This window comes from Mesorhizobium sp. WSM4887, from assembly GCF_029625865.1.
Lineage (GTDB): Bacteria > Pseudomonadota > Alphaproteobacteria > Rhizobiales > Rhizobiaceae > Mesorhizobium.
On the sequence record NZ_JARTVP010000008.1, the window covers coordinates 145080 to 163002 of the forward strand.

Annotated in this window: 21 protein-coding genes and 1 pseudogene; 13 read left to right on the forward strand and 9 right to left on the reverse strand. The window is 63.0% G+C overall.

Features of this window, described 5'->3' with window-relative positions:
* Positions 1-74: 74 nt before the first annotated feature.
* Positions 75-1019, forward strand: a complete 945-nt coding sequence (locus P9230_RS24390) for an IS1595 family transposase (RefSeq protein WP_278120929.1) — start codon at positions 75-77, stop codon at positions 1017-1019.
* Between the two features lie 96 nt (positions 1020-1115).
* Here P9230_RS24390 and P9230_RS24395 read toward each other — a convergent pair whose 3' ends face one another.
* The gene (locus P9230_RS24395; protein ID WP_278120930.1) at positions 1116-1919 is read right to left on the reverse strand and encodes a hypothetical protein; all 804 of its coding nucleotides are present in this window, start codon (positions 1917-1919) and stop codon (positions 1116-1118) included.
* 277 nt (positions 1920-2196) lie between these two features.
* Here P9230_RS24395 and P9230_RS24400 point away from each other — a divergent pair, with 277 nt between their 5' ends.
* On the forward strand, positions 2197-2634 hold the full coding sequence (locus tag P9230_RS24400; RefSeq protein ID WP_066991616.1) for a metallopeptidase family protein: 438 nt from the start codon (positions 2197-2199) through the stop codon (positions 2632-2634).
* 25 nt (positions 2635-2659) lie between these two features.
* Here the strand turns inward: P9230_RS24400 and P9230_RS24405 are convergent, their stop codons facing one another.
* Complete coding sequence (locus P9230_RS24405) at positions 2660-2866, reverse strand: DUF1737 domain-containing protein (RefSeq protein ID WP_066991619.1); 207 nt, start codon at positions 2864-2866, stop codon at positions 2660-2662.
* Positions 2867-2922: 56 nt separating this feature from the next.
* Positions 2923-3804, reverse strand: coding sequence for a CoA ester lyase (locus P9230_RS24410; protein WP_176477570.1), 882 nt, complete (start codon positions 3802-3804; stop codon positions 2923-2925).
* Between the two features lie 637 nt (positions 3805-4441).
* Between P9230_RS24410 and P9230_RS24415 the strand changes: the two genes are divergently transcribed.
* The 3 genes and pseudogenes from P9230_RS24415 (at position 4442) to P9230_RS24425 (ending at position 7885) form a co-directional block, all read left to right on the forward strand.
* A complete protein-coding gene (locus P9230_RS24415; RefSeq protein ID WP_067323595.1) occupies positions 4442-5140 on the forward strand; it encodes a response regulator transcription factor in 699 nt (232 codons plus the stop codon).
* Positions 5128-6695, forward strand: a pseudogene (locus P9230_RS24420) (HAMP domain-containing sensor histidine kinase). Before P9230_RS24415 ends, P9230_RS24420 begins: the two are co-directional and overlap by 13 nt.
* Before the next feature lie 23 nt (positions 6696-6718).
* A complete protein-coding gene (locus P9230_RS24425; RefSeq protein WP_278120931.1) occupies positions 6719-7885 on the forward strand; it encodes an FAD-binding oxidoreductase in 1167 nt (388 codons plus the stop codon).
* On the opposite strand, the gene P9230_RS24430 is transcribed toward P9230_RS24425, so the two are convergent.
* The 4 genes from P9230_RS24430 to P9230_RS24445 are packed head-to-tail and all read right to left on the reverse strand — an operon-like array spanning position 7804 to position 9939.
* On the reverse strand, positions 7804-8613 hold the full coding sequence (locus P9230_RS24430) for a DUF72 domain-containing protein (RefSeq protein WP_278120932.1): 810 nt from the start codon (positions 8611-8613) through the stop codon (positions 7804-7806). The genes P9230_RS24425 and P9230_RS24430 overlap by 82 nt on opposite strands.
* Before the next feature lie 42 nt (positions 8614-8655).
* Positions 8656-9144 carry an SRPBCC domain-containing protein gene (locus tag P9230_RS24435; protein ID WP_278120933.1) on the reverse strand — a complete coding sequence of 163 codons (489 nt, stop codon included), beginning with the start codon at positions 9142-9144 and terminating at the stop codon, positions 8656-8658.
* 34 nt (positions 9145-9178) lie between these two features.
* A complete protein-coding gene (locus tag P9230_RS24440) occupies positions 9179-9628 on the reverse strand; it encodes an SRPBCC family protein (protein WP_095776712.1) in 450 nt (149 codons plus the stop codon).
* Positions 9625-9939: a metalloregulator ArsR/SmtB family transcription factor gene (locus P9230_RS24445; RefSeq protein ID WP_278120962.1), complete on the reverse strand. Its 315-nt coding sequence runs from the start codon at positions 9937-9939 to the stop codon at positions 9625-9627. The genes P9230_RS24440 and P9230_RS24445 overlap by 4 nt, the downstream gene beginning before the upstream one ends.
* Before the next feature lie 62 nt (positions 9940-10001).
* Between P9230_RS24445 and P9230_RS24450 the strand changes: the two genes are divergently transcribed.
* Positions 10002-10616, forward strand: a complete 615-nt coding sequence (locus tag P9230_RS24450; RefSeq protein WP_278051881.1) for a hypothetical protein — start codon at positions 10002-10004, stop codon at positions 10614-10616.
* Between the two features lie 17 nt (positions 10617-10633).
* Here the strand turns inward: P9230_RS24450 and P9230_RS24455 are convergent, their stop codons facing one another.
* The gene (locus P9230_RS24455) at positions 10634-11059 is read right to left on the reverse strand and encodes a GNAT family N-acetyltransferase (protein ID WP_278051879.1); all 426 of its coding nucleotides are present in this window, start codon (positions 11057-11059) and stop codon (positions 10634-10636) included.
* A 181-nt stretch (positions 11060-11240) separates the two neighbouring features.
* Between P9230_RS24455 and leuD the strand changes: the two genes are divergently transcribed.
* The 6 genes from leuD to P9230_RS24485 all read left to right on the forward strand — a co-directional run bounded on the left by leuD (position 11241) and on the right by P9230_RS24485 (position 15536).
* Positions 11241-11846, forward strand: a complete 606-nt coding sequence (leuD, locus tag P9230_RS24460) for a 3-isopropylmalate dehydratase small subunit (RefSeq protein ID WP_066991643.1) — start codon at positions 11241-11243, stop codon at positions 11844-11846.
* A gap of 73 nt (positions 11847-11919) precedes the next feature.
* On the forward strand, positions 11920-12864 hold the full coding sequence (locus P9230_RS24465; protein ID WP_278120934.1) for a hypothetical protein: 945 nt from the start codon (positions 11920-11922) through the stop codon (positions 12862-12864).
* A 128-nt stretch (positions 12865-12992) separates the two neighbouring features.
* A complete protein-coding gene (locus P9230_RS24470) occupies positions 12993-13376 on the forward strand; it encodes a RidA family protein (protein WP_067323608.1) in 384 nt (127 codons plus the stop codon).
* Positions 13377-13437: 61 nt separating this feature from the next.
* Positions 13438-13791, forward strand: coding sequence for a VOC family protein (locus tag P9230_RS24475; protein ID WP_066991913.1), 354 nt, complete (start codon positions 13438-13440; stop codon positions 13789-13791).
* A 138-nt stretch (positions 13792-13929) separates the two neighbouring features.
* Positions 13930-15033 carry a 3-isopropylmalate dehydrogenase gene (gene leuB / locus P9230_RS24480; RefSeq protein WP_278114022.1) on the forward strand — a complete coding sequence of 368 codons (1104 nt, stop codon included), beginning with the start codon at positions 13930-13932 and terminating at the stop codon, positions 15031-15033.
* Positions 15034-15038: 5 nt separating this feature from the next.
* Positions 15039-15536, forward strand: a complete 498-nt coding sequence (locus P9230_RS24485; RefSeq protein WP_095782753.1) for a GNAT family N-acetyltransferase — start codon at positions 15039-15041, stop codon at positions 15534-15536.
* Here the strand turns inward: P9230_RS24485 and P9230_RS24490 are convergent.
* A complete protein-coding gene (locus P9230_RS24490) occupies positions 15526-16233 on the reverse strand; it encodes a DUF805 domain-containing protein (protein WP_127215305.1) in 708 nt (235 codons plus the stop codon). The two genes, P9230_RS24485 and P9230_RS24490, sit on opposite strands and share 11 nt — an antisense overlap.
* 147 nt (positions 16234-16380) lie before the next feature.
* On the opposite strand from P9230_RS24490, the gene P9230_RS24495 reads away from it, so the two are divergent.
* A complete protein-coding gene (locus P9230_RS24495) occupies positions 16381-17790 on the forward strand; it encodes a glycosyltransferase (RefSeq protein WP_278120935.1) in 1410 nt (469 codons plus the stop codon).
* The last annotated feature ends 133 nt before the right edge of the window (positions 17791-17923 follow it).

Here is a 17923-nt window from a genome sequence, read left to right on the forward strand (position 1 = left end):
GGAATTTATTCCTCATATTATACTTGACGTACCCAAAATTCCGGATTAGGTTGATTCCATAAGGAGTTAGACCGATGTCCGTTCTTTCAGACCGCTATTTCCACGATGAGGCAGAAGCCTACAAGGTTGTCGAAGCCAGGATTTGGCCGAATGGTCCCGTCTGCCCGCATTGCGGCGGCTTCGAGCGTATCTCGAAGATGGAAGGCAAGAGCACCCGGATCGGCACCTACAAGTGCTACCAGTGCCGCAAGCCCTTTACGGTCAAGGTCGGCACCATCTTCGAAGCCAGCCACGTTCCGCTGCATTTCTGGTTGCAGGCGATTTTCCTGATCGCCTCGTCAAAGAAGGGCATTTCAAGCAACCAGCTTCACCGCACTCTTGGCGTGACCCTGAAAACCGCTTGGTTCATGTCGCATCGCATTCGTGAGGCCATGCGCGACGGCACCCTTGGCCCGCTTGGTGGCAACGGTCTGATTGTCGAGGCTGACGAAACCTATTGGGGTAAGAAGGCCAACCCAGAGCCGTCTAAGCATCGTCGTGGCCGTCCCTACATCAAGCAGGGTAAGGCGGCTGAGAAGCGCGCCATCCTTGGCTTGATCGAACGCGGCGGCAACGTGCGCACCTTCCATGTCGCACAAGCCACCAAGGAGAACATCGCCACTCTGGTTTCCGACAACATCGCGCACGAAAGCATGCTGTTCACCGACGAGAGCCGCCTTTATCCGGCTGTCGGCGCTTCCTTCCTTAGCCACATGACCGTCAAGCATTCGGCTGGCGAGTATGTGCGCGGCGGCGTCCACACTAACACCATCGAAGGCTATTTCAGCGTGTTCAAGCGCGGCATGAAGGGCACTTATCAGCACTGCGCTGAAAAGCACCTACACCGATACCTTGCGGAATTCGACTTCCGCCACAATCAGCGTGTAGCACTTGGCGTGAACGACGAGGCGCGCGCCGACCGCATCCTCGATGGCGTCGTGGGCAAGCGCCTGACTTATCAAACAACTTCTGCGAGGTGAGGCACCTTATGGCGTCTGGCGACCGTCGAAATACCGCCCGAAAGCCAAGCGGCAAAAAGGCAAAGCCACTTAGTCAGAAAGAGCAATCCGAGCGGTTCATTGAGACCGCTCGGGAGCTTGGTGCTGGAGAGGATCGGAAGAAGTTTGATCAAGCCCTTGACCGGTTGCTTCGGCCTGCGAAACCGTCAAGCCCTTCGCAAGAATAGCCATGAAGTGACTAACGTGCTCCATCACGCTACGCGATTGATGTTCGTCATAGTCGGTCTTGTTGTGCGATACGTAGTTCCGCCAGCCATCCTTAAAATATGAAAATTCCTTCGCGGCTTCTCCCAAGAATTGTAGACGGCTGTTCCTTTCCTCACCGCGCGGCAGACTTTTTTGCTGCTGCTTAATTGCGGCCTCTATTCTGTCTACGATGTTTTGCCAGTTCTCTATCGTAAAACTCAACTGCAAATCATGGGCAAGTGCGCGCAGACCAATCTCCAAAACCCGCATCATGTGAAAAACAGAAGCAGTATGATGTTGTAGCGCCCACAGATCGACCCCAACACGAATATCATTTACACTTTCCGGGAACCGAGTATAAACCGCTCTCCAATCGTTCTTCCATTCAGATAGTATGCGCGCACGATGAGCCGGATACCGGTATATGAAGTGGCCTTCTAATCCATCATCTAGCGCATCTTTGATTGCGTTGAACCCGTATTCTAAATCTCTATACATAGCGCCATTATTAAGGCGCTTACTTAGCCGGTCAATTGAGTTGGTTACGTGATCTAGTTCGAACTCCACGGAACTTAGTCGCCAGAGCCTAAGCCACTTCTGAACCTTCTCTGCCTTATCATCAGGCACCAGCTCCTGATAATCTCCAGTGTCGCGCAAATGTAGTGCGACCTGCATTAGCTCATTCATGAGTTGGGAGCAGAAGCTTCCAAACGCTACCATGCTGCAATTGATCAAGTCGCTCAGCCGCAGTAGCCCGTATGGCACCGCGCTCCCGTTATCTCGACGAGTCATAGCGACTCACCGAGTTCCGCTCGGAACGGTAGCGGATGGGTACGGGAAGTACAATATGCGGAATTTATTCCTTCGGCTTTCAGCTTCCAAGACCCAGCCAGCCGGGCCCATTTGCCTCGACAGGCGCGAAAGCCTATATGCCGAGGTCAAAGGAAACCTCATGGCCCGCATCTACAAGACCCGCATCTGGCACGACCAACTCTCGCCATCGATGGACGAGATGGAACTTCTGGCGCTGGAGGCCTACGCCCATCTGCCGGAGGAGTTCCGCAAGCTCACCGGCGAGATCATCATCCAGATCGCCGATTTTCCGACCGACGAGATCATGGACGACCTGTCGCTGGAGACGCCCTTCGACCTGCTTGGCCTGTTCGAGGGGCGCGGCATCGCCGAGCGCTGGAACCCGCAGACCGGCGAGGGGCCGAACCGCATCACGCTCTATCGCCGCGCCATTCTCGACTATTGGGCCGAGAACGAGGAGACGCTGGGCGACATCGTCACTCACGTGCTGATCCACGAAATCGGCCACCATTTCGGCCTGTCGGACGACGACATGGAGCGGATCGAGGAAGCGGCGGAGCAGGCAGCGGCGGGGTGACGAATGAGAGGGCTGCCGCCCTTTCCTACCAATCGCTGAGCTTGGTGTCAGGCGTATATTCCTGGCCCTCGATATCCTTCACCACGGCCTGGCCGCAGCGCATCGACTTGGTCGTCTTGTCATAGGCATAGGTCGGCGAGCCGAACAGGTGCCAGCCTTTGTTCAGGGCCGAAGTCACCTTATGGCAGAAAGTGGAATCGTCCGGACCGGACAGAAAGCGGTAGAGTTTCATTTTCGACCCTGTCGTGACCAATGCTTGTCTATCTTTCCTGGAATCGCTCGAGCGCATCATGCGCCGATGATTGCGGCCTTCGCCAGAAGTTTCTCGGCTTCCGCCAGATGCAGCCGCTCGACCATGCGGCCGTCCAGCGCAATGACGCTTTTGCCGGCATTTTCGGGCCGTGAGAACGCCTCCCTGATCGCCCGCGCCCTGGCCAGGGCCTCCGGCGCCGGCGCAAAGGCGCGGTTCGCGGGCTCGATCTGGGCGGGGTGGATCAGCGATTTGCCGTCGAAACCCATGGCGGCCGCGTCGGCGCATTCCCGCGCGAGGGCGTCGAGGTCGCGAAAGTCGTTGGCGACGCCGTCGATCACGTCGAGGCCGCTGGCGCGGGCGGCGAGCACAAGCTGCAGCAGCCAGGGCGTGAGATAGCGCCGGTCGGGCGTCGCCAGAATGCCGGTTGCTTTCACCAGATCGTTCGTTCCGGCGACGAAACAAGCGAGGCGGGAAGAGGGATCGCGGCCAAGCTCGGCGATGGCGCCGACGTTGAGCAGCGCCTTGGGCGTCTCGATCATTGCCCACAGTTTCACGATATCCGGCGCGAAATTGTCGTCGAGCAGGTCGCCGGCCTCGAGGATGTCGCGCGGCGTTCCGATCTTGGGCAAAAGAATGCCGTCGGGCTCTGCTTTGGCGACGGTCAACAGGTCGTCGATGCCCCATTCACTGCCGAGCGGATTGATGCGCACCACCATCTCGCAGCGGCGCGCCGGCCGCGCGGCGAGGATGCCGGTCAGCTTGTCGCGGGCGGAAAGCTTGTCGGCCAGTGCCACGCCATCCTCGAGGTCGATGATGACGGTATCGCAGGCGAGCGAGGCGATCTTGGCCAGCGCCTTGTCGTTTGAGGCGGGCACGTAGAGCACCGAGCGGCGCGGGCGGTAGGTGTCAGAGGTCATGGCCGATCTATGCCGGCTTGCAGCGGGCGAGGCAAGGCGCGGCACCATAGAACTCATTTGCGTTCTGGCTAATTGTCGAAGCCGGCGCCGCCCCTCATTGCCCTGCCGGGCATTTCTCCCCGTATAGTGACGGGGAGAAAGGGCCTGGCCGCGATGTCGGCTCCTGCAATGCTGGCGATTGGCGAAGCCGGCGATGGCAGCGCCCCTCTCCCCGTCACTATACGGGGAGAGGATGCCGGCAGGCAGGTGAGAGGCGGCGCCAGCCTGAAACGACTTTGCTCCTGCACGAAATCTGCAAATCCTTGCGGAAAACCTCCTCCAATCCGCCGCGCGCTTTCCGCAGCCGCCGGCGAAACAGGCGGCATGCGAACACATCACAGATCCGCTGGTCCCTGCCCCGGCGCCTCCGCAACGAAGGCTGGTGGTTGGTCGAGCCGCAGAGGCCGCGCATCACGGCGGTCATGCTTCCTTTCATCCCAAGATCACGGCTGCGGCATGCCATGCGAGCGGCGGCGCTCGGGACGGTTCGGTCTTGACGCCAGCTTTCACGACTGGCGGCCTTTGCGCGCTCTCGACAAGCACGGCCCGCTTGCTAATCCTGTCATGACGAAACCGTATTCAGCGAGCTGCCGATTCCATGCCGCACAACATCCTCGTCGCCGACGACGATCCGCATATCCGCGAGATCATTTGCTTCGCGCTGGAAAAGGCCGGCATGAAGACGGCCGCCGTCGCCGACGGCGCCGCCGCGCTGCAAGCGGTCGAGCGCCGCGCGCCCGACCTCATCGTGCTCGACATCGGCATGCCGGAGATGGACGGGCTGGAGGTCTGCCGCAGGCTGCGGCAGCGCTCCGACGTGCCGGTGCTGTTCCTGTCGGCCCGCGATGAAGAAATCGACCGTATCCTCGGCCTTGAAATGGGCGGCGACGACTATGTGACGAAACCGTTCAGCCCACGCGAGCTGGTTGCCCGCGTCAACGTCATCCTGCGGCGGGCGCGCCCGGCGGTGGTGGAGGAAGACGCCGACGACCGTCAGTTCGCGCATGGCAAGCTCGTGCTGGTTCCGGCAAGTCATGCTGCGAGCTTTGAAGGCAAGCCGCTCACCCTAACAGCGATCGAGTTCGCGATTCTGAAAGGTTTTCTTGGCCGCCCGCAGCATGTGCTTGGCCGCGATGCGGTGATGGCCAATGCCTACCAATCCAACATCCATGTCTCGGAACGCACGGTCGACAGCCATATCCGCAACATCCGCGCCAAGTTGGCGGCGGTCGGCTGTTCGGATGCGATCGCGACCGTGCATGGCGTCGGCTTCCGGCTCGGCCGATGCGGTGGCTGAGCAAGGAGAAATGGCGGCCCAGGCTCGCCACCGTGGTCGTCGCCATCCTAATCGTGGTGATGGCGCTGCCGCTGGTCGGCCTGTTCTTCTTCCGGCTCTATGAAAACCAGCTGATCCGCCAGACCGAGGGCGAGCTCATCGCACAGGGCGCGGTGATTGCCGCCGTCTATGCCGATGCGGTGCGCGCGGCCGGCATTGCACCGGAACGGTTGGGAACGCCGATCTCGGCGGATCCGGCAAGGGACAATAATTACCCCTATCAGCCGATCGAGCCGCAGCTCGACCTTGCCTCCGACAATGTCATGCCGTCGCGACCGGCGGCCGTTCCCGCCACCGCCGATCCGGACTTCGCGGCCATAGGCGCAAAGCTCGACGGCATTCTGGACGAGGCGCAGAAGACAACGCTTGCCGGCTTCCGGCTGCTCGATCCGCATGGCGTGGTGATTGCCGGCGGCGGTGAGGTCGGACAGTCTTTCGTTGCGGTCGAGGAGGTGCGGCAGGCGCTCGCAGGCGCCTATGCAAGCGAGCTTCGCCTGCGGATCCCCGACCAGCCGCCGCCGCCGCTCTATTCGGTGAGTCGCGGCACCAAGGTGCGCGTCTTCGTCGCCTTGCCGGTCGAGCTCGACGGCAGGGTCGCCGGCGTGGTCTATATGTCGCGAACGCCGAACAACATCGTGAAACATCTCTATGGCGAGCGCGGCAAGGTCACGCTCGCGGCGATCGCGATTCTCGGCGGCACGCTGCTGATCGCGCTGGTGTTCATCCGCACCGTCAGCCGGCCGATCTACGCGCTGATCGAGCGCACCAAACGCATCGCCGCCGGCGACCGCGAGGCAATGCGGCCACTCGCCCATCACGGCACGAGATGGCGGCCCTGTCGGCCGCCTTTCTCGACATGGCGCAAAAACTCCAGGCGCGCTCCGACAGCATCCAGACCTTCGCCACCCATGTCTCGCACGAGCTGAAATCGCCGCTGACGGCGATCCAGGGCGCGGCCGAGCTGCTCAGGGATTCCGGCGGGACGATGGACGAGACCGAGCGACGGCGTTTTTCCAATAACATCGTCACCGATGCCGGACGGCTCAATCTGTTGGTACGCCGGCTGCTCGAACTGGCGCGCGCGGAAAACCTGGCGCCGAGCGGCGAAAGCACGACAATCGGCGCGGCGCTGGCGCTGCTGCCGGTCGACGCCAGGCTGGAGGTACGCGTCGAATCGGGCAGCGATATCGGCCTCGGCATCTCGGGCGAGAATCTCGCGATCGTGCTCGCCAATCTCATCGACAATTCCGCACGGCACGGCGCGAAGCAGGTGACGGTCGGCGCCGAAAAGGCGGGCGAAAGGGTGGCCCTCCATGTCGGCGACGACGGCGGCGGCATTTCGGCGGCCAATCGCGCAAGAATATTCGAGCCGTTCTTCACCACAAGACGCGAGGCCGGCGGCACCGGCATGGGCCTCGGCATCGTGCTGGCCCTCCTGAAAGCGCATGATGGCACGATAACGCTGGTTGACTCCGAACGCGGCGCGCGCTTCGAGATCAATTTGCCGGTCGCGTGAGGACCGGTGAATCGGAGAACAAAGTGCGTTACGACATCGTCATCATCGGCGGCGCCATCGTCGGGTCCTCGGTCGCCTACTATCTGCGCGAGGAAGGTTTTACCGGCTCCATCGCGCTGATCGAGCGCGATCCGCAATTCTCGCAAGCGGCGACGACGCTGTCCCTGGCCTCGATCCGCCAGCAATTTTCCATTCCCGAAAACATCCGCCTGTCGCAATTCACGCTGCAGCTGTTCCGGCAGCTGAAAGAGACTTTCGGCGCCGATGCCGATATCGGCTTTCGCGAGGGCGGTTATCTGATCCTCGCCGGCGAGGCGGGGCTGCCGATCCTCAAGGCCAATCACGAGGCGCAGATCGCCGAAGGCGCCGATATCGTGCTGGAGGATGCAGGCCAGCTCGCCCGCCGCTTCTCCTGGCTTTCAACCGAAGGCATTTCCGCGGGCGCCTATGGCCGCGGCGGCGAGGGCTGGTTCGACGCGCATGCGCTGCTGATGCTGTTCCGTAAGGCGCTGCGCGAGAGGAGGATCGACTTTATCACCGCGTCGGTCACCGGTATCGCGCGCCAGGGCAGTCGCGTCACCGGCGTCGCCCTCGACAATGGCGAGACGCTGGAGGCGGGCATCATCGTCAATGCCGCCGGTCCGAACGCCGGCAAGGTGGCCGCCCTTGCGGGGCTCGCGCTGCCGGTCGAGCCGCGCAAGCGCAACGTCTTCGTCTTCGAGGCACGGGAAAAATATGCCGACATGCCGCTGCTGGTCGATCCCTCCGGCATCTATGTGCGGCCGGAAGGCTCGGTCTATCTCACCGGCGGCGCCGAGCCGGAGGAAGGCGACCATGCACCCGATCCAAACGATTTCGAGGTCGAGTGGCCGCTGTTCGAGGACGTGATCTGGCCGACTTTAGCCACCCGCGTCCCAGCCTTCGAGGCGATCAAGCCGACGCGCGCTTGGGTCGGGCATTATGATTACAACACGCTCGACCAGAACGCGGTGATCGGGCCGCATCCGGAGGTGGAAAACTTCCTCTTCGCCAACGGCTTCTCCGGCCATGGCCTGCAGCAGGCGCCGGCGGTGGGCAAGGCGCTCTCGGAACTCATCGTGCATGGCGGCTATCGGACGATCGATTGCACGGCGTTCGGATATGAGCGCGTCGCGGCGGGGCGGGCGTTCAGGGAATTGAACGTCATCTGACGCATAATCGCATCGACCGCCAGCGCGTTGCCGAGCGCATGCCCGCGCGCCGTATTGTCGAAAATGCACCACACCTCGGTGGCTGAGGCGCCCGCGTCGGCGAGCTGGGCGCTGATTTCCAGCAGCCGGCCGGCGTCGTAGTCCGAAAAATAGACATGCGGCGCGCCGTGAAAGCGGAAATAGGCGAGCTCATGCCAGCCACCGGGCGCGGAAGCGGCGGCAACTGGGGCGGGGTCGGCCGCCACGCGCCCGACATGGAGGCGGCTCAGCAAAGCATCCGCCCCCGGCTCGAACCAACTGGCGTGACGCGGTTCGCAGACCAAGCGGCAGTCGATCTTGTCGTGCAACAAAGCGAAGAACTTTTTGGCTATCTGCCTGTCGAATTGCAGACTGGGTGGCAGCTGGACCAAGAGGGCGGACAGCTTCTCACCGAGACCTCCGACCTCGCCCATGAAAGCATCCAGAAAATCATGGCAATGTATGAGGCGGCGCTCATGAGTCGCGGCTTTGGGCACTTTAACGGAGAACCGAAAATGATCCGGGACCGAGCACGCCCAGCGCTCATAGGTTTCGCGCTGATGCGGTTTGTAGAAGGAGGAGTTGATCTCCACGACAGGAAGACGCGAAGCGTAACGCTCCAATTGCGAGCCCGTCGCCGGAACAGAGGACCTGTGCGCTGCCGGTATGGTCCATCCGGCTGTTCCGACAAAAGATTTGTTTTGTGCCATGTCCACAATCTGGACAGGCGCGCCTGCAGGTCAAGGTGGGGCTCAGGCGGCGAGGCGGCAGCCCAGATGTGCCTGTAGCCAGTCGAGCACGCGCGCCCAGCCTTCGGCGTGCTCCGCCGCGGCGTCCGGGAAGCCGGCGAAGCCGCCATGGCAGACGGTGAGCCGCGTGCCGGCAGAGGTCGGTTCCAGCAGATAGGCAACCGTCGTTTCCTGACGGCCGAGCGTCGGGTGATCCCAATCGTAGCGCCTCGTCTGCACGACCCTGCGCCCCGTCTCGATCTCGAGGAAGCTGCCGCTGGCGGGCAGGGTCCTGCCGTCGGCCGTCCTCACGATGACGCGCCACGATCCGCCGACGCGCAGATCGGCGGCCCAGCCGATCATCCGGTAGGTCTCGGCCGAGCCCCACCAGCGCTCGACGTCGCTGGTGAGAAGCGCGGTGACGACTTGTTGCGGCGAAGCGGGAAGTTCCGCCGAAGCCATGACCGTCTCGGTGTTCGCCATGGCGCGCGGCCAGCTATGCGGCAGTATCATTGCCAACCTCCTCCGCGGCCGTTCAATGCGTCGTTCAGCCCTTCGATGGCGGGCGCTCGAAACCCTTGCCGGTCTCCAGCAGGCTCTTGAGGCTCGCCAGCACCAGCGGCCAGCCCTTGGACACGTTCGGGATCAGCCGGTGCGGGCCGTCGGCCTCGTGGGTGACGGCAAGCTTCATCAGCTCGCCGTCCTTTTCGATTGTGAAGGTACAGCGCGTGTAGCCGTCTTCCTTCACCTCGGGCAGCCATTCGTTGCGCCATTTGATGACCAGACGCCTGGGCGGATCGATCTCGAGGATCTCGCCCGAGTCGGCCACGCGGCCGTCCGGGAAGATCAGCTTCCAGCTCGAACCCACCTTCCAGTCACTCTCCTGGTAGGAGCAGAGGAAGAACTGCCGGTTGAACTCCGGATCGGTCAGCGCCGTCCAAAGCTTTTCGGGCGTGGTGCGGATGTAGGTGACGTAGACGAAAGTGTTGTCGCTCACGGCTCTTCCCTTTCAAGTCGTTTCTTCAGGTCGCTCAAGGCATCCAGCCGATGGCGCTCGAACTTGCCGATCCAGCGCTCGGCGATCTCGTTGATCGGCACGGGGTTGAGGTAATGCTCCTTCTCGCGGCCGCGGCGAACGGTGGCGACAAGGTTCGCCTCCTCGAGCATTGCCAGGTGTTTGGTCACCGCCTGGCGCGTCATGTCCATGTGCTCGCAGAGCGCGTTCAGCGTCTGCCCGTTCCTGGCATGGAGACTGTCCAGCAATTGCCGGCGGGTCGGGTCGGCCAAAGCGCGAAAGACGGCATCCATGCTCATGGCTTTAATATCTGAATAATAGACGGTACGGTTCTTGCAATGAAAGGTTGGATCGGATGCCTCTCATTTACGACTATGACTTTCAGTCCATTTTCCCTTTAGCTGTATACAAGGACGACACGTGCCAGCGACTCTTGGCGCGGGCCGGCATTGCTCACAACATTAAGGGTAATTACGTCGCGCTGTTTCGCGATCCGGTTACGGTTGCCGCACTTTGGGCGGCGCCGGACACTGTCAAGGCGGCCGTTTTGAAGTCGGATTTCGGCATCCTGCTGTTCGAAGGCGAATCCGATTCGACCCGCGATAAAGCCGAGTTCATCAAAAAGACTCTGCTCGAACATGCCGCACAGAGCATCAGCGCCAATTGGGATGACCGAACGGTCAAGATGGCCGTCTTCAAGCTTCACATGTTCTGCAAATCGATCACTAAGGGAGAATTGGTGGACGAAAGGGGCAAGATTCGGTGCTCAAATTGGGTTGAGCAGCAAGTCAGGGCGGCCCGGGTCACCGAACCGTTTGACGTCAGCCAGGCCTTGGATGCGATGATCAGTGACGTAGTAGGCCGCACTGCTGGGGGGCGGCCGACGCCGCCGACACAGACAGCGAGACCTACGCCGGCTCCTGCGCCGAGAATATCGTTGCGTTCGATTTTCGGGCGCTGGCGTCAATAGCGGTTGACATCAGCGCGTCAGCGCTTGCGGGAGAACCAGAAGGCGTCGGTCATGCGTGTCATGCCGATGCGCTCGTAGAAGCCGACGGCATCGGGCATCGAGATCAGGCTGATGGCGACCGAAGGGCCGAGCTGGCGGCGCGCCTCGTCCATCAGGCCTTTGCCGATGCCGAGCCCTTGCGCCGAGGCGGACACGGCCAGCTCGGAGATATAGCAGACCCAGGAGAAGTCAGTCACCCCGCGCGCGACGCCGACAAGCGGCTTGCCCTCGCTGTCGAGACGCGCCGTCAGCACCAGGTTGGCGTTACTGAGCATCGTCTTCAGGCGCGCCTCGTCATCGATCGGGCGCGTTTCGCCGAGGCCGGATTCGACCAGCACGCGGCGGAATTCGGCGACATTGAGGGCGGGCTCGCTGGCGTAGAGGACTTTGGAAGGACGGGCCATGGTCGCAGACTGCACCGGCTGCACAGAATTTCGAAGCCGTTTTTTGAGGTGTTCCAGTTCCGTCCACCCTGCCCGCCTTTGGCCCAAGGGCAGTGCACGAACAGTTGCCTTTCATTTGCCGCCGGCTTTGTGTAAACCGTCCCGCAAAATTCCCCGCAAGCCAAGAAGACGGGCAGGTACCATGGACAAATTCACCAAGCTCACCGGCGTCGCGGCGCCCATGCCGATCGTCAACGTCGATACCGACATGATCATCCCGAAGGATTATCTGAAGACGATCAAGCGCACCGGGCTTGGCACCGGCCTGTTCGCCGAGATGCGCTACAAGGACGACGGCTCGGAGAACCCGGATTTCGTGCTCAACAAGCCGGCCTATCGCAAGGCGCAGATCCTGGTCGCCGGCGACAATTTCGGCTGCGGCTCGAGCCGCGAGCACGCGCCCTGGGCGCTGCTCGATTTCGGCATTCGCTGCGTCATCTCGACGTCGTTCGCCGATATTTTCTACAACAACTGCTTCAAGAACGGCATCCTGCCGATCACGGTCAGCCCGGAAGACCTGGACAAGCTGATGGACGACGCCTCGCGCGGTTCCAACGCCACGCTGTCGATCGACCTCGAAGCCAAGGAGATCCGCGGCCCGGATGGCGGCGTGGTCAAGTTCGATCTCGACGACTTCAAGCGCCATTGCCTCTTGAACGGCCTCGACGACATCGGACTGACCATGGAGAAGGCCGGCGCCATCGCGTCCTTCGAGAAGAAGAACGCCGAGCTGCGCCCCTGGGCCTGAACGGCTGAGGCACGGTGATAGATAGCCCGGCCGCAAGCGGCCGGGTCCGTGGCGGCTGAACGGAGGGACAGTCATGACACGCCCGCTTCTGGCCGGCGCCTGCGCCTTGGCGGCGATCCTTCTGGCGGTGTCCGGGGCGACCGCGCAGAGCCAGACGGCGCCGCAGGCGCCCGCGCCTTCCGACCAGCCCGCCGCCAATCAAGGGGCGGCCGATCAAGGCGCATCGAGCACTTCCGACGCCGCTCCCGCCGACGCTGACAAACAGGCGCCGATCCCGTTCGAAGGCGGCCAGCTCACCATCACGCAGCCGGAGCAGGACGGCGAGAAGGTGCTGGCCTATGACGGCAAGCAGCTGGCCAGCAACTACGACGTCTCCTTCGACAGGATCGTCAAGATCGGTGACATCAACGTGGCGCTGGTCGATGTCGGCGACGGCGGCAACCAGTGCGGCCCGGCCAAGGTCATCGTCTGGAAACCGAAGGACGGCGAAATCCGGACCACGACGGTCGAGCAGGACGAATGCGGCGCGCCGCCGGCCGCGATTTCCGACGACGCCATCTATTTTGTGCCTTTCCTGCTGCCCGGAGCAACCAAGCCGGCCTTGCAATGGTCGCCGACTGAGGGGCTGACGACCTCCGGAAACCTGACCTACACGCCGGAACCCGGCACCGACTGGAAGGACGTCGATGCGTCGAAATACGACAACATCATCGACGCGTTCCATAACGAAGCGGTCTACAAGGCGGCGCGGGCGCTGCTGGGCGACGATATGCCCGACATGGCGACCAGTCTGCTGGTCGGCGGCGGCACCGAAAAGACCGCTTCCGGCGCCTTCTATGCCACCGGCTGCGTGCCGCATGACTGCGGCGGCAATGACGGCTTCATGGCGGTCGACCCGGTCAAGCACAAGGTCTATTTCGCCCGCCGCGGCGACAATGGCGAGCCGAATGCCTGGCCGCCGGTGAAGGACTGGCCGGCGGATATCAAGAAGGCGTATGACGACACGCAGGGGAATTAGCCCGAGCGTCAATTGCCAGCTTGCGTTCCTTCGCGCCCCCCGCTGTCCCGCCAGCATCGCGTTGTCTGGCTCACGACTGGGCTGTGGATGCGTTTCAGAATGACCGAACAAATCCTGCGAGGGCCCCCATGCGCAAGCTGATCTCCACCGGTTCCCCCTTCGAGAAAACCGCCGGCTATTCGCGCGCGGTGGTGCAGGGCGACTGGTGTTTCGTCTCCGGAACGACCGGCTACGACTATGCCACGATGACGATGCCCGACACGGTCGAGGCGCAGACGCGCAATTGTCTTGCCACCATCGCCAAGGCCCTTGCCGACGGCGGCTTCGACATGGCCGATGTGGTGCGGGCGCATTACTATATTACCGACCAGGCCTATGTTGACGTGGTCTTCCCGATCCTCGGCGAGGCGTTCGGGGACATCCGCCCGGCGGCGACGATGATCGTCTGCCAGCTCAACAAGCCGGAGATGAAGATCGAGATCGAGGTGACGGCGCTCAGGCGCACTGTCTGATGCCTGTCGCCTAGGCTGCGAAGCGGCTGGGCACAACGACGGCGTGGAGCGAGGAGCGGCCATGGTCAAGGTCAGACGCATCGTCGCCAATATCGAAACGCCCGACATTGCGGCGGCAAAGCGCTTCTATCAGGGCGTGCTTGGCCTCGATCAGCTCATGGATATGGGCTGGATCGCCACGTACGGCTCCCAGCAGACCATGGCCGTCCAGATCAGCTTCATGTCGCAAGGCGGGTCGGGCACGCCGGTGCCGGACCTCTCGATCGAGGTCGACGATGTCGATGATGCGCTGGACCGCATGCGCAAGGCTGGCTTTGCCGTCGAATACGGCCCGGCCGACGAGCCCTGGGGCGTGCGGCGCTTCTATGTGCGCGATCCGTTCGGGCGGCTGGTGAATATCCTGTCGCATCGGTGATGGCGCGCCTACCGGCCTCTTGCGAGATGCTGGCAGGGCAGAGGGGGTGTGAAGGATCTCGAGGCTCGTCCCCTTGCGCACAGCCCGCCCGGCGTTTAGCAAGGCCGCGGTTCAATTCTCTCCCCAGGACGGTTCTCCATGGCTTCGAAAAATCTCTTCCTGCTCGCCGGCGACGGCATCGGCCCCGAGGCCATGGCCGAAGTGAAGAAGTTGATCGCGGCCATGAACGCGAAGCTCGGCAGCGGCTTTGCCACCGACGAGGGGCTGGTCGGCGGATGCGCTTACGACGCGCATGGCGCGGCGATCTCCGATGCCGACATGGAAAAGGCTGTTGCTGCGGATGCCGTGCTGTTCGGCGCCGTCGGCGGGCCGAAATGGGACAAGGTGCCCTACGAGGTGCGCCCCGAGGCCGGCCTGCTGCGCCTGCGCAAGGACATGGAGCTGTTCGCCAACCTGCGTCCGGCTATCTGCTATCCGGCTCTGGCCGCCTCCTCCTCGCTCAAGCAGGAGGTGGTCGAGGGCCTCGACATCTTGATCGTGCGCGAGCTCACCGGCGGCGTCTATTTCGGCGAGCCGAAGCAGATCATCGACCTCGGCAACGGCCAGAAGCGCGGCATCGACACCCAGGTCTACGACACGTTCGAGATCGAGCGTATCTCCGGCGTCGCTTTCGAGCTGGCACGCACGCGCAAGAACCATGTCACCTCGATGGAAAAGCGCAACGTCATGAAGTCGGGCGTGCTGTGGAACGAGGTGGTCACCCAGACGCATCAGGCGAAATATGCCGACGTCAAGCTCGACCACATGCTGGCCGATGCCGGCGGCATGCAGCTGGTGCGCTGGCCAAAACAGTTCGACGTCATCGTCACCGACAATCTGTTCGGCGACATGCTCTCGGACATCGCCGCCATGCTCACCGGCTCGATCGGCATGCTGCCGTCGGCCTCGCTCGGCGCGCCGGACGTCAAGACCAAGAAGCGCAAGGCGCTCTACGAGCCGGTGCACGGCTCGGCGCCCGACATCGCCGGCAAGGGCGTCGCCAATCCGATCGCCATGATCGCCTCCTTCGCCATGTGCCTGCGCTATTCCTTCGGCATGACGGTGGAAGCCGACAAGCTCGAAGCGGCGATCGCCGCCGTGCTCGACGACGGCCTGCGCACCAAGGACATCATGTCCGAGGGCATGACCGAGGTCGGCACCACCGAGATGGGCGACGCCATCATCGCCAAGTTCCAGGGCTGATCCCCATGGCAGAGGCGGCGGTCGACGTCCGCTGGGCGACGACCGAAGACGCCGAGGCGCTCGCCACCGTGCTTTGCGCAATGGCGGCGCATTATCGGCAGTCACCGCTCGACCATGCCCGGGCGACGGCCACGGCAAAGCAGTGGCTCGGCGAGGAAAGCCCGGCCTATCCGCATTTCGCGCTGGCCTTCGCCGGTGGCGAGGTGGCCGGCCTGGCCTCGGTCGCGATCGCGCATCCGGGCATCGATCTCGACCGGCTGATGTTCTTGAAAGACCTGTTCGTACGCCAAGAGGCTCGAAACGCGGGAGTGGGTGAGGCACTGATCGGCTTTCTCGCCGGCTATTGCCTCGACAAGCGCATTGGCCGCATCGACCTCACCGCCGAGGACTGGAACGAGGGTGCGCTGCGCTTCTACGAGCGGCTCGGCGCCGAACGCCACGGCCAGAAGATCTTCCTCAGGCTGTCGGGCGAGGCACTAAGGACGGCGGCCGCTAGAATCTGACTCCGCTCGGCACCGGCCCCCACTTGTTGTCGCCGGCCTGGGTCGGGATCAGGCCGAACACCAGGGTGGCGAGCCAGCCGACATAAGGCACGAAGCAGAGGATGGCGAGCCAGCCGGTCAGGCCGAGATCATGCAAGCGGCGCACGACGAGCGCGACCCACGGCAGGAACGTGAGCAGGACGTAAAGACCGAGAAGGCCGAACATGACGACCGGCTCATCGCCGCCGCCCTCGACGTTGCCGCGCGACAGGTCTGCGGAGAAGCCGACGCCGATGGCGACGACAAGACCGATCGTCCAGAACAGGCAAAAGCCCCAGAGCTCCTTGCGCCGGGCGCGGCCGGAGAAGTTGACGTAGTTCGTCGTCACGCCACGCCAGAAATAGCTCCAGAGGCCGGTCGATTCCACCGTTTCGGCCTCGGCGTTGCGGCCGAAATGCGGCTGCCCCGCAGGCGAGCTGCCCGGCAGCGGACGGGCAGGAACTGGAACGGCGTTGTCAACCGGATCGATCATCCGGCCGCGGACCGAGAAGACATTGCCGGCACGTTCGCCGTTCGGCTGGAACTCGACCTGGGCTCCCCTGGCAAGCGTTGTCTCGCGACGCAGGTCCTCGCGCGCGAAACTGTAGCGCCTGCCGTCGGCGCCGCTGATGAAGCCGAAGCCCTGGTGCTCGTCATAGTGAAGAACTTCGCCCCGCATCAGATCCCCCCGAGTGTCGAATTCTTTCCCTTTGCTCGATTTGACATGAGCGCCGGCCGGCGGGCAAGAGCGATGGCGTTCAGCCGGCTATCGCAGAGGCGGCAAATCGGGATAGAAGCCGCAAGTCGCCTAATAGACCGCGAAGCAATGGCCCAGAAGGACTCGACACTGCTGCCAGAAGCGGCCGACGCTCCCCGCGGCCAAAGACGGAAAATCTGCATCGACGCCACCGGCCTGCTCGCCTGGCGCGGCGCGCTGGCCGGCATCCAGCGGCTGGAAGACTTCATGGTCAGGGCAGCGCTCGCCGATCCCGACCCGGATGTCGAGGTGGTGACGCTCGATCTCTCCAGCCATCGTTTCCGGGCGCTCGAAAAATTCGAGATGGAGCAGTTGGGTGTCAGCGAGATCGCGCCGTTCCGGCAGCGGCCGCGACCGCAAGCCGCTGCCGCGTTGCGGCAGGGGTTCCAATCGGTGAGGCGCCATCCAATGGCCAAGAGTGAAGCCGATCGCCAGCTTGCGGGAATGGTGACGAACGGCCGTCCCGGCTTCACCTTCACGGTGTCGAAGCTGTTGCTGCGGGCCTATCGCTTCTCTAGGCGAGCCGGTCTCCGGGCGGGTTTGCTTCGGGGCGATGCGGCGCAGCCGACGAAGAATGTCGATCGTCGAACGGTGCTGATCAGCAATCAGCTGCTGGTCGGCGAAAAGTTAGCGGCGGTTTGCGCCGGCCCCGACAACATAGCCTTTCTTTGCCACGACATGATCCCGACCATGCGGCCCGACCTTGTCGCAAAGAACAGATGGCAGGCCGCCTTCGGGCCCAATCTCGAACGGCTGGTGCGGTCCGGCGCGGCGGCCTTCTGCACCTCCGAGACCGCGGCGACGATGCTAGGCGATCACATGCGCAAGGCCGGAATAGATCTGCCGGTCGTCCATCGCTTCCCAATGCCGTCGCTGCTGCATGAGAGGGCCGCGCGGCTGAGGATGACGTCGCGGCTCGAGGCTGGCGAGCCCTACATCCTTTATTGCTCGACCATAGAGATCCGGAAGAACCACATCATGCTCGCCCGCATCTGGCAGCAGGCGCTCGACGAAGGCGTTCGGCTGCCGAAGCTCGTCTGCGTCGGCCGCTGGGGCTGGATGGTCGAGGAGCTCAGCGCCTATCTCAAGGCTCATCCGGGGCTGAAAGAAAAGATCGTCTTCGCGGGTCCGGTCAGCGACGAGGAGCTTATCGGCTATTATCGAAGTGCCAGCTTCGGCGTTTTTCCCTCGCATATCGAGGGCTGGGGCTATGCCGCTTCGGAGTGTCTGGATTTCGGAGTCCCGGTCATCGTCTCGACCACGCCGTCGCTGATCGAAGCGACCGGCGGCCTGATGCCCGCTGTCGGTTCGACCGACCAGATCGGCTGGTATGGCGCAATCCGACGGATGACAGACGACGGTGCCTGGCGCGATTTGCTGGCCGGCCGTATCGCCGAAGAGCACAGGCCGACATCGCCTGCCGAAAGCTGGGCGGCGATAAAGGCCGGGCTCAAGGCGGCAGCAGTCTGCGCCAATTGACTCTTTACGCAAAGCGCGTAAAAGCCGGCAGCGAACGGGATCGTCTTCAATGCGCGGCCATTTGGCTCTTCTGGCATTCGATGCCCCCAGCCACGATGCACAGCATCGGGCCGGGCGTTTCGACGCGTCCGTC

Coding starts and splice junctions, on each gene's coding strand:
- P9230_RS24390 (WP_278120929.1), top strand. CDS start 75: ATGTCCGTTCTTTCAGACCGCTATTTCCACGATGAGGCAGAAGCCTAC.
- P9230_RS24395 (WP_278120930.1), bottom strand. CDS start 1,919: ATGCAGGTCGCACTACATTTGCGCGACACTGGAGATTATCAGGAGCTG.
- P9230_RS24400 (WP_066991616.1), top strand. CDS start 2,197: ATGGCCCGCATCTACAAGACCCGCATCTGGCACGACCAACTCTCGCCA.
- P9230_RS24405 (WP_066991619.1), bottom strand. CDS start 2,866: ATGAAACTCTACCGCTTTCTGTCCGGTCCGGACGATTCCACTTTCTGC.
- P9230_RS24410 (WP_176477570.1), bottom strand. CDS start 3,804: ATGACCTCTGACACCTACCGCCCGCGCCGCTCGGTGCTCTACGTGCCC.
- P9230_RS24415 (WP_067323595.1), top strand. CDS start 4,442: ATGCCGCACAACATCCTCGTCGCCGACGACGATCCGCATATCCGCGAG.
- P9230_RS24430 (WP_278120932.1), bottom strand. CDS start 8,613: ATGGCACAAAACAAATCTTTTGTCGGAACAGCCGGATGGACCATACCG.
- P9230_RS24435 (WP_278120933.1), bottom strand. CDS start 9,144: ATGATACTGCCGCATAGCTGGCCGCGCGCCATGGCGAACACCGAGACG.
- P9230_RS24445 (WP_278120962.1), bottom strand. CDS start 9,939: ATGGATGCCGTCTTTCGCGCTTTGGCCGACCCGACCCGCCGGCAATTG.
- P9230_RS24450 (WP_278051881.1), top strand. CDS start 10,002: ATGCCTCTCATTTACGACTATGACTTTCAGTCCATTTTCCCTTTAGCT.
- P9230_RS24455 (WP_278051879.1), bottom strand. CDS start 11,059: ATGGCCCGTCCTTCCAAAGTCCTCTACGCCAGCGAGCCCGCCCTCAAT.
- leuD (WP_066991643.1), top strand. CDS start 11,241: ATGGACAAATTCACCAAGCTCACCGGCGTCGCGGCGCCCATGCCGATC.
- P9230_RS24465 (WP_278120934.1), top strand. CDS start 11,920: ATGACACGCCCGCTTCTGGCCGGCGCCTGCGCCTTGGCGGCGATCCTT.
- P9230_RS24470 (WP_067323608.1), top strand. CDS start 12,993: ATGCGCAAGCTGATCTCCACCGGTTCCCCCTTCGAGAAAACCGCCGGC.
- P9230_RS24475 (WP_066991913.1), top strand. CDS start 13,438: ATGGTCAAGGTCAGACGCATCGTCGCCAATATCGAAACGCCCGACATT.
- leuB (WP_278114022.1), top strand. CDS start 13,930: ATGGCTTCGAAAAATCTCTTCCTGCTCGCCGGCGACGGCATCGGCCCC.
- P9230_RS24485 (WP_095782753.1), top strand. CDS start 15,039: ATGGCAGAGGCGGCGGTCGACGTCCGCTGGGCGACGACCGAAGACGCC.
- P9230_RS24490 (WP_127215305.1), bottom strand. CDS start 16,233: ATGCGGGGCGAAGTTCTTCACTATGACGAGCACCAGGGCTTCGGCTTC.
- P9230_RS24495 (WP_278120935.1), top strand. CDS start 16,381: ATGGCCCAGAAGGACTCGACACTGCTGCCAGAAGCGGCCGACGCTCCC.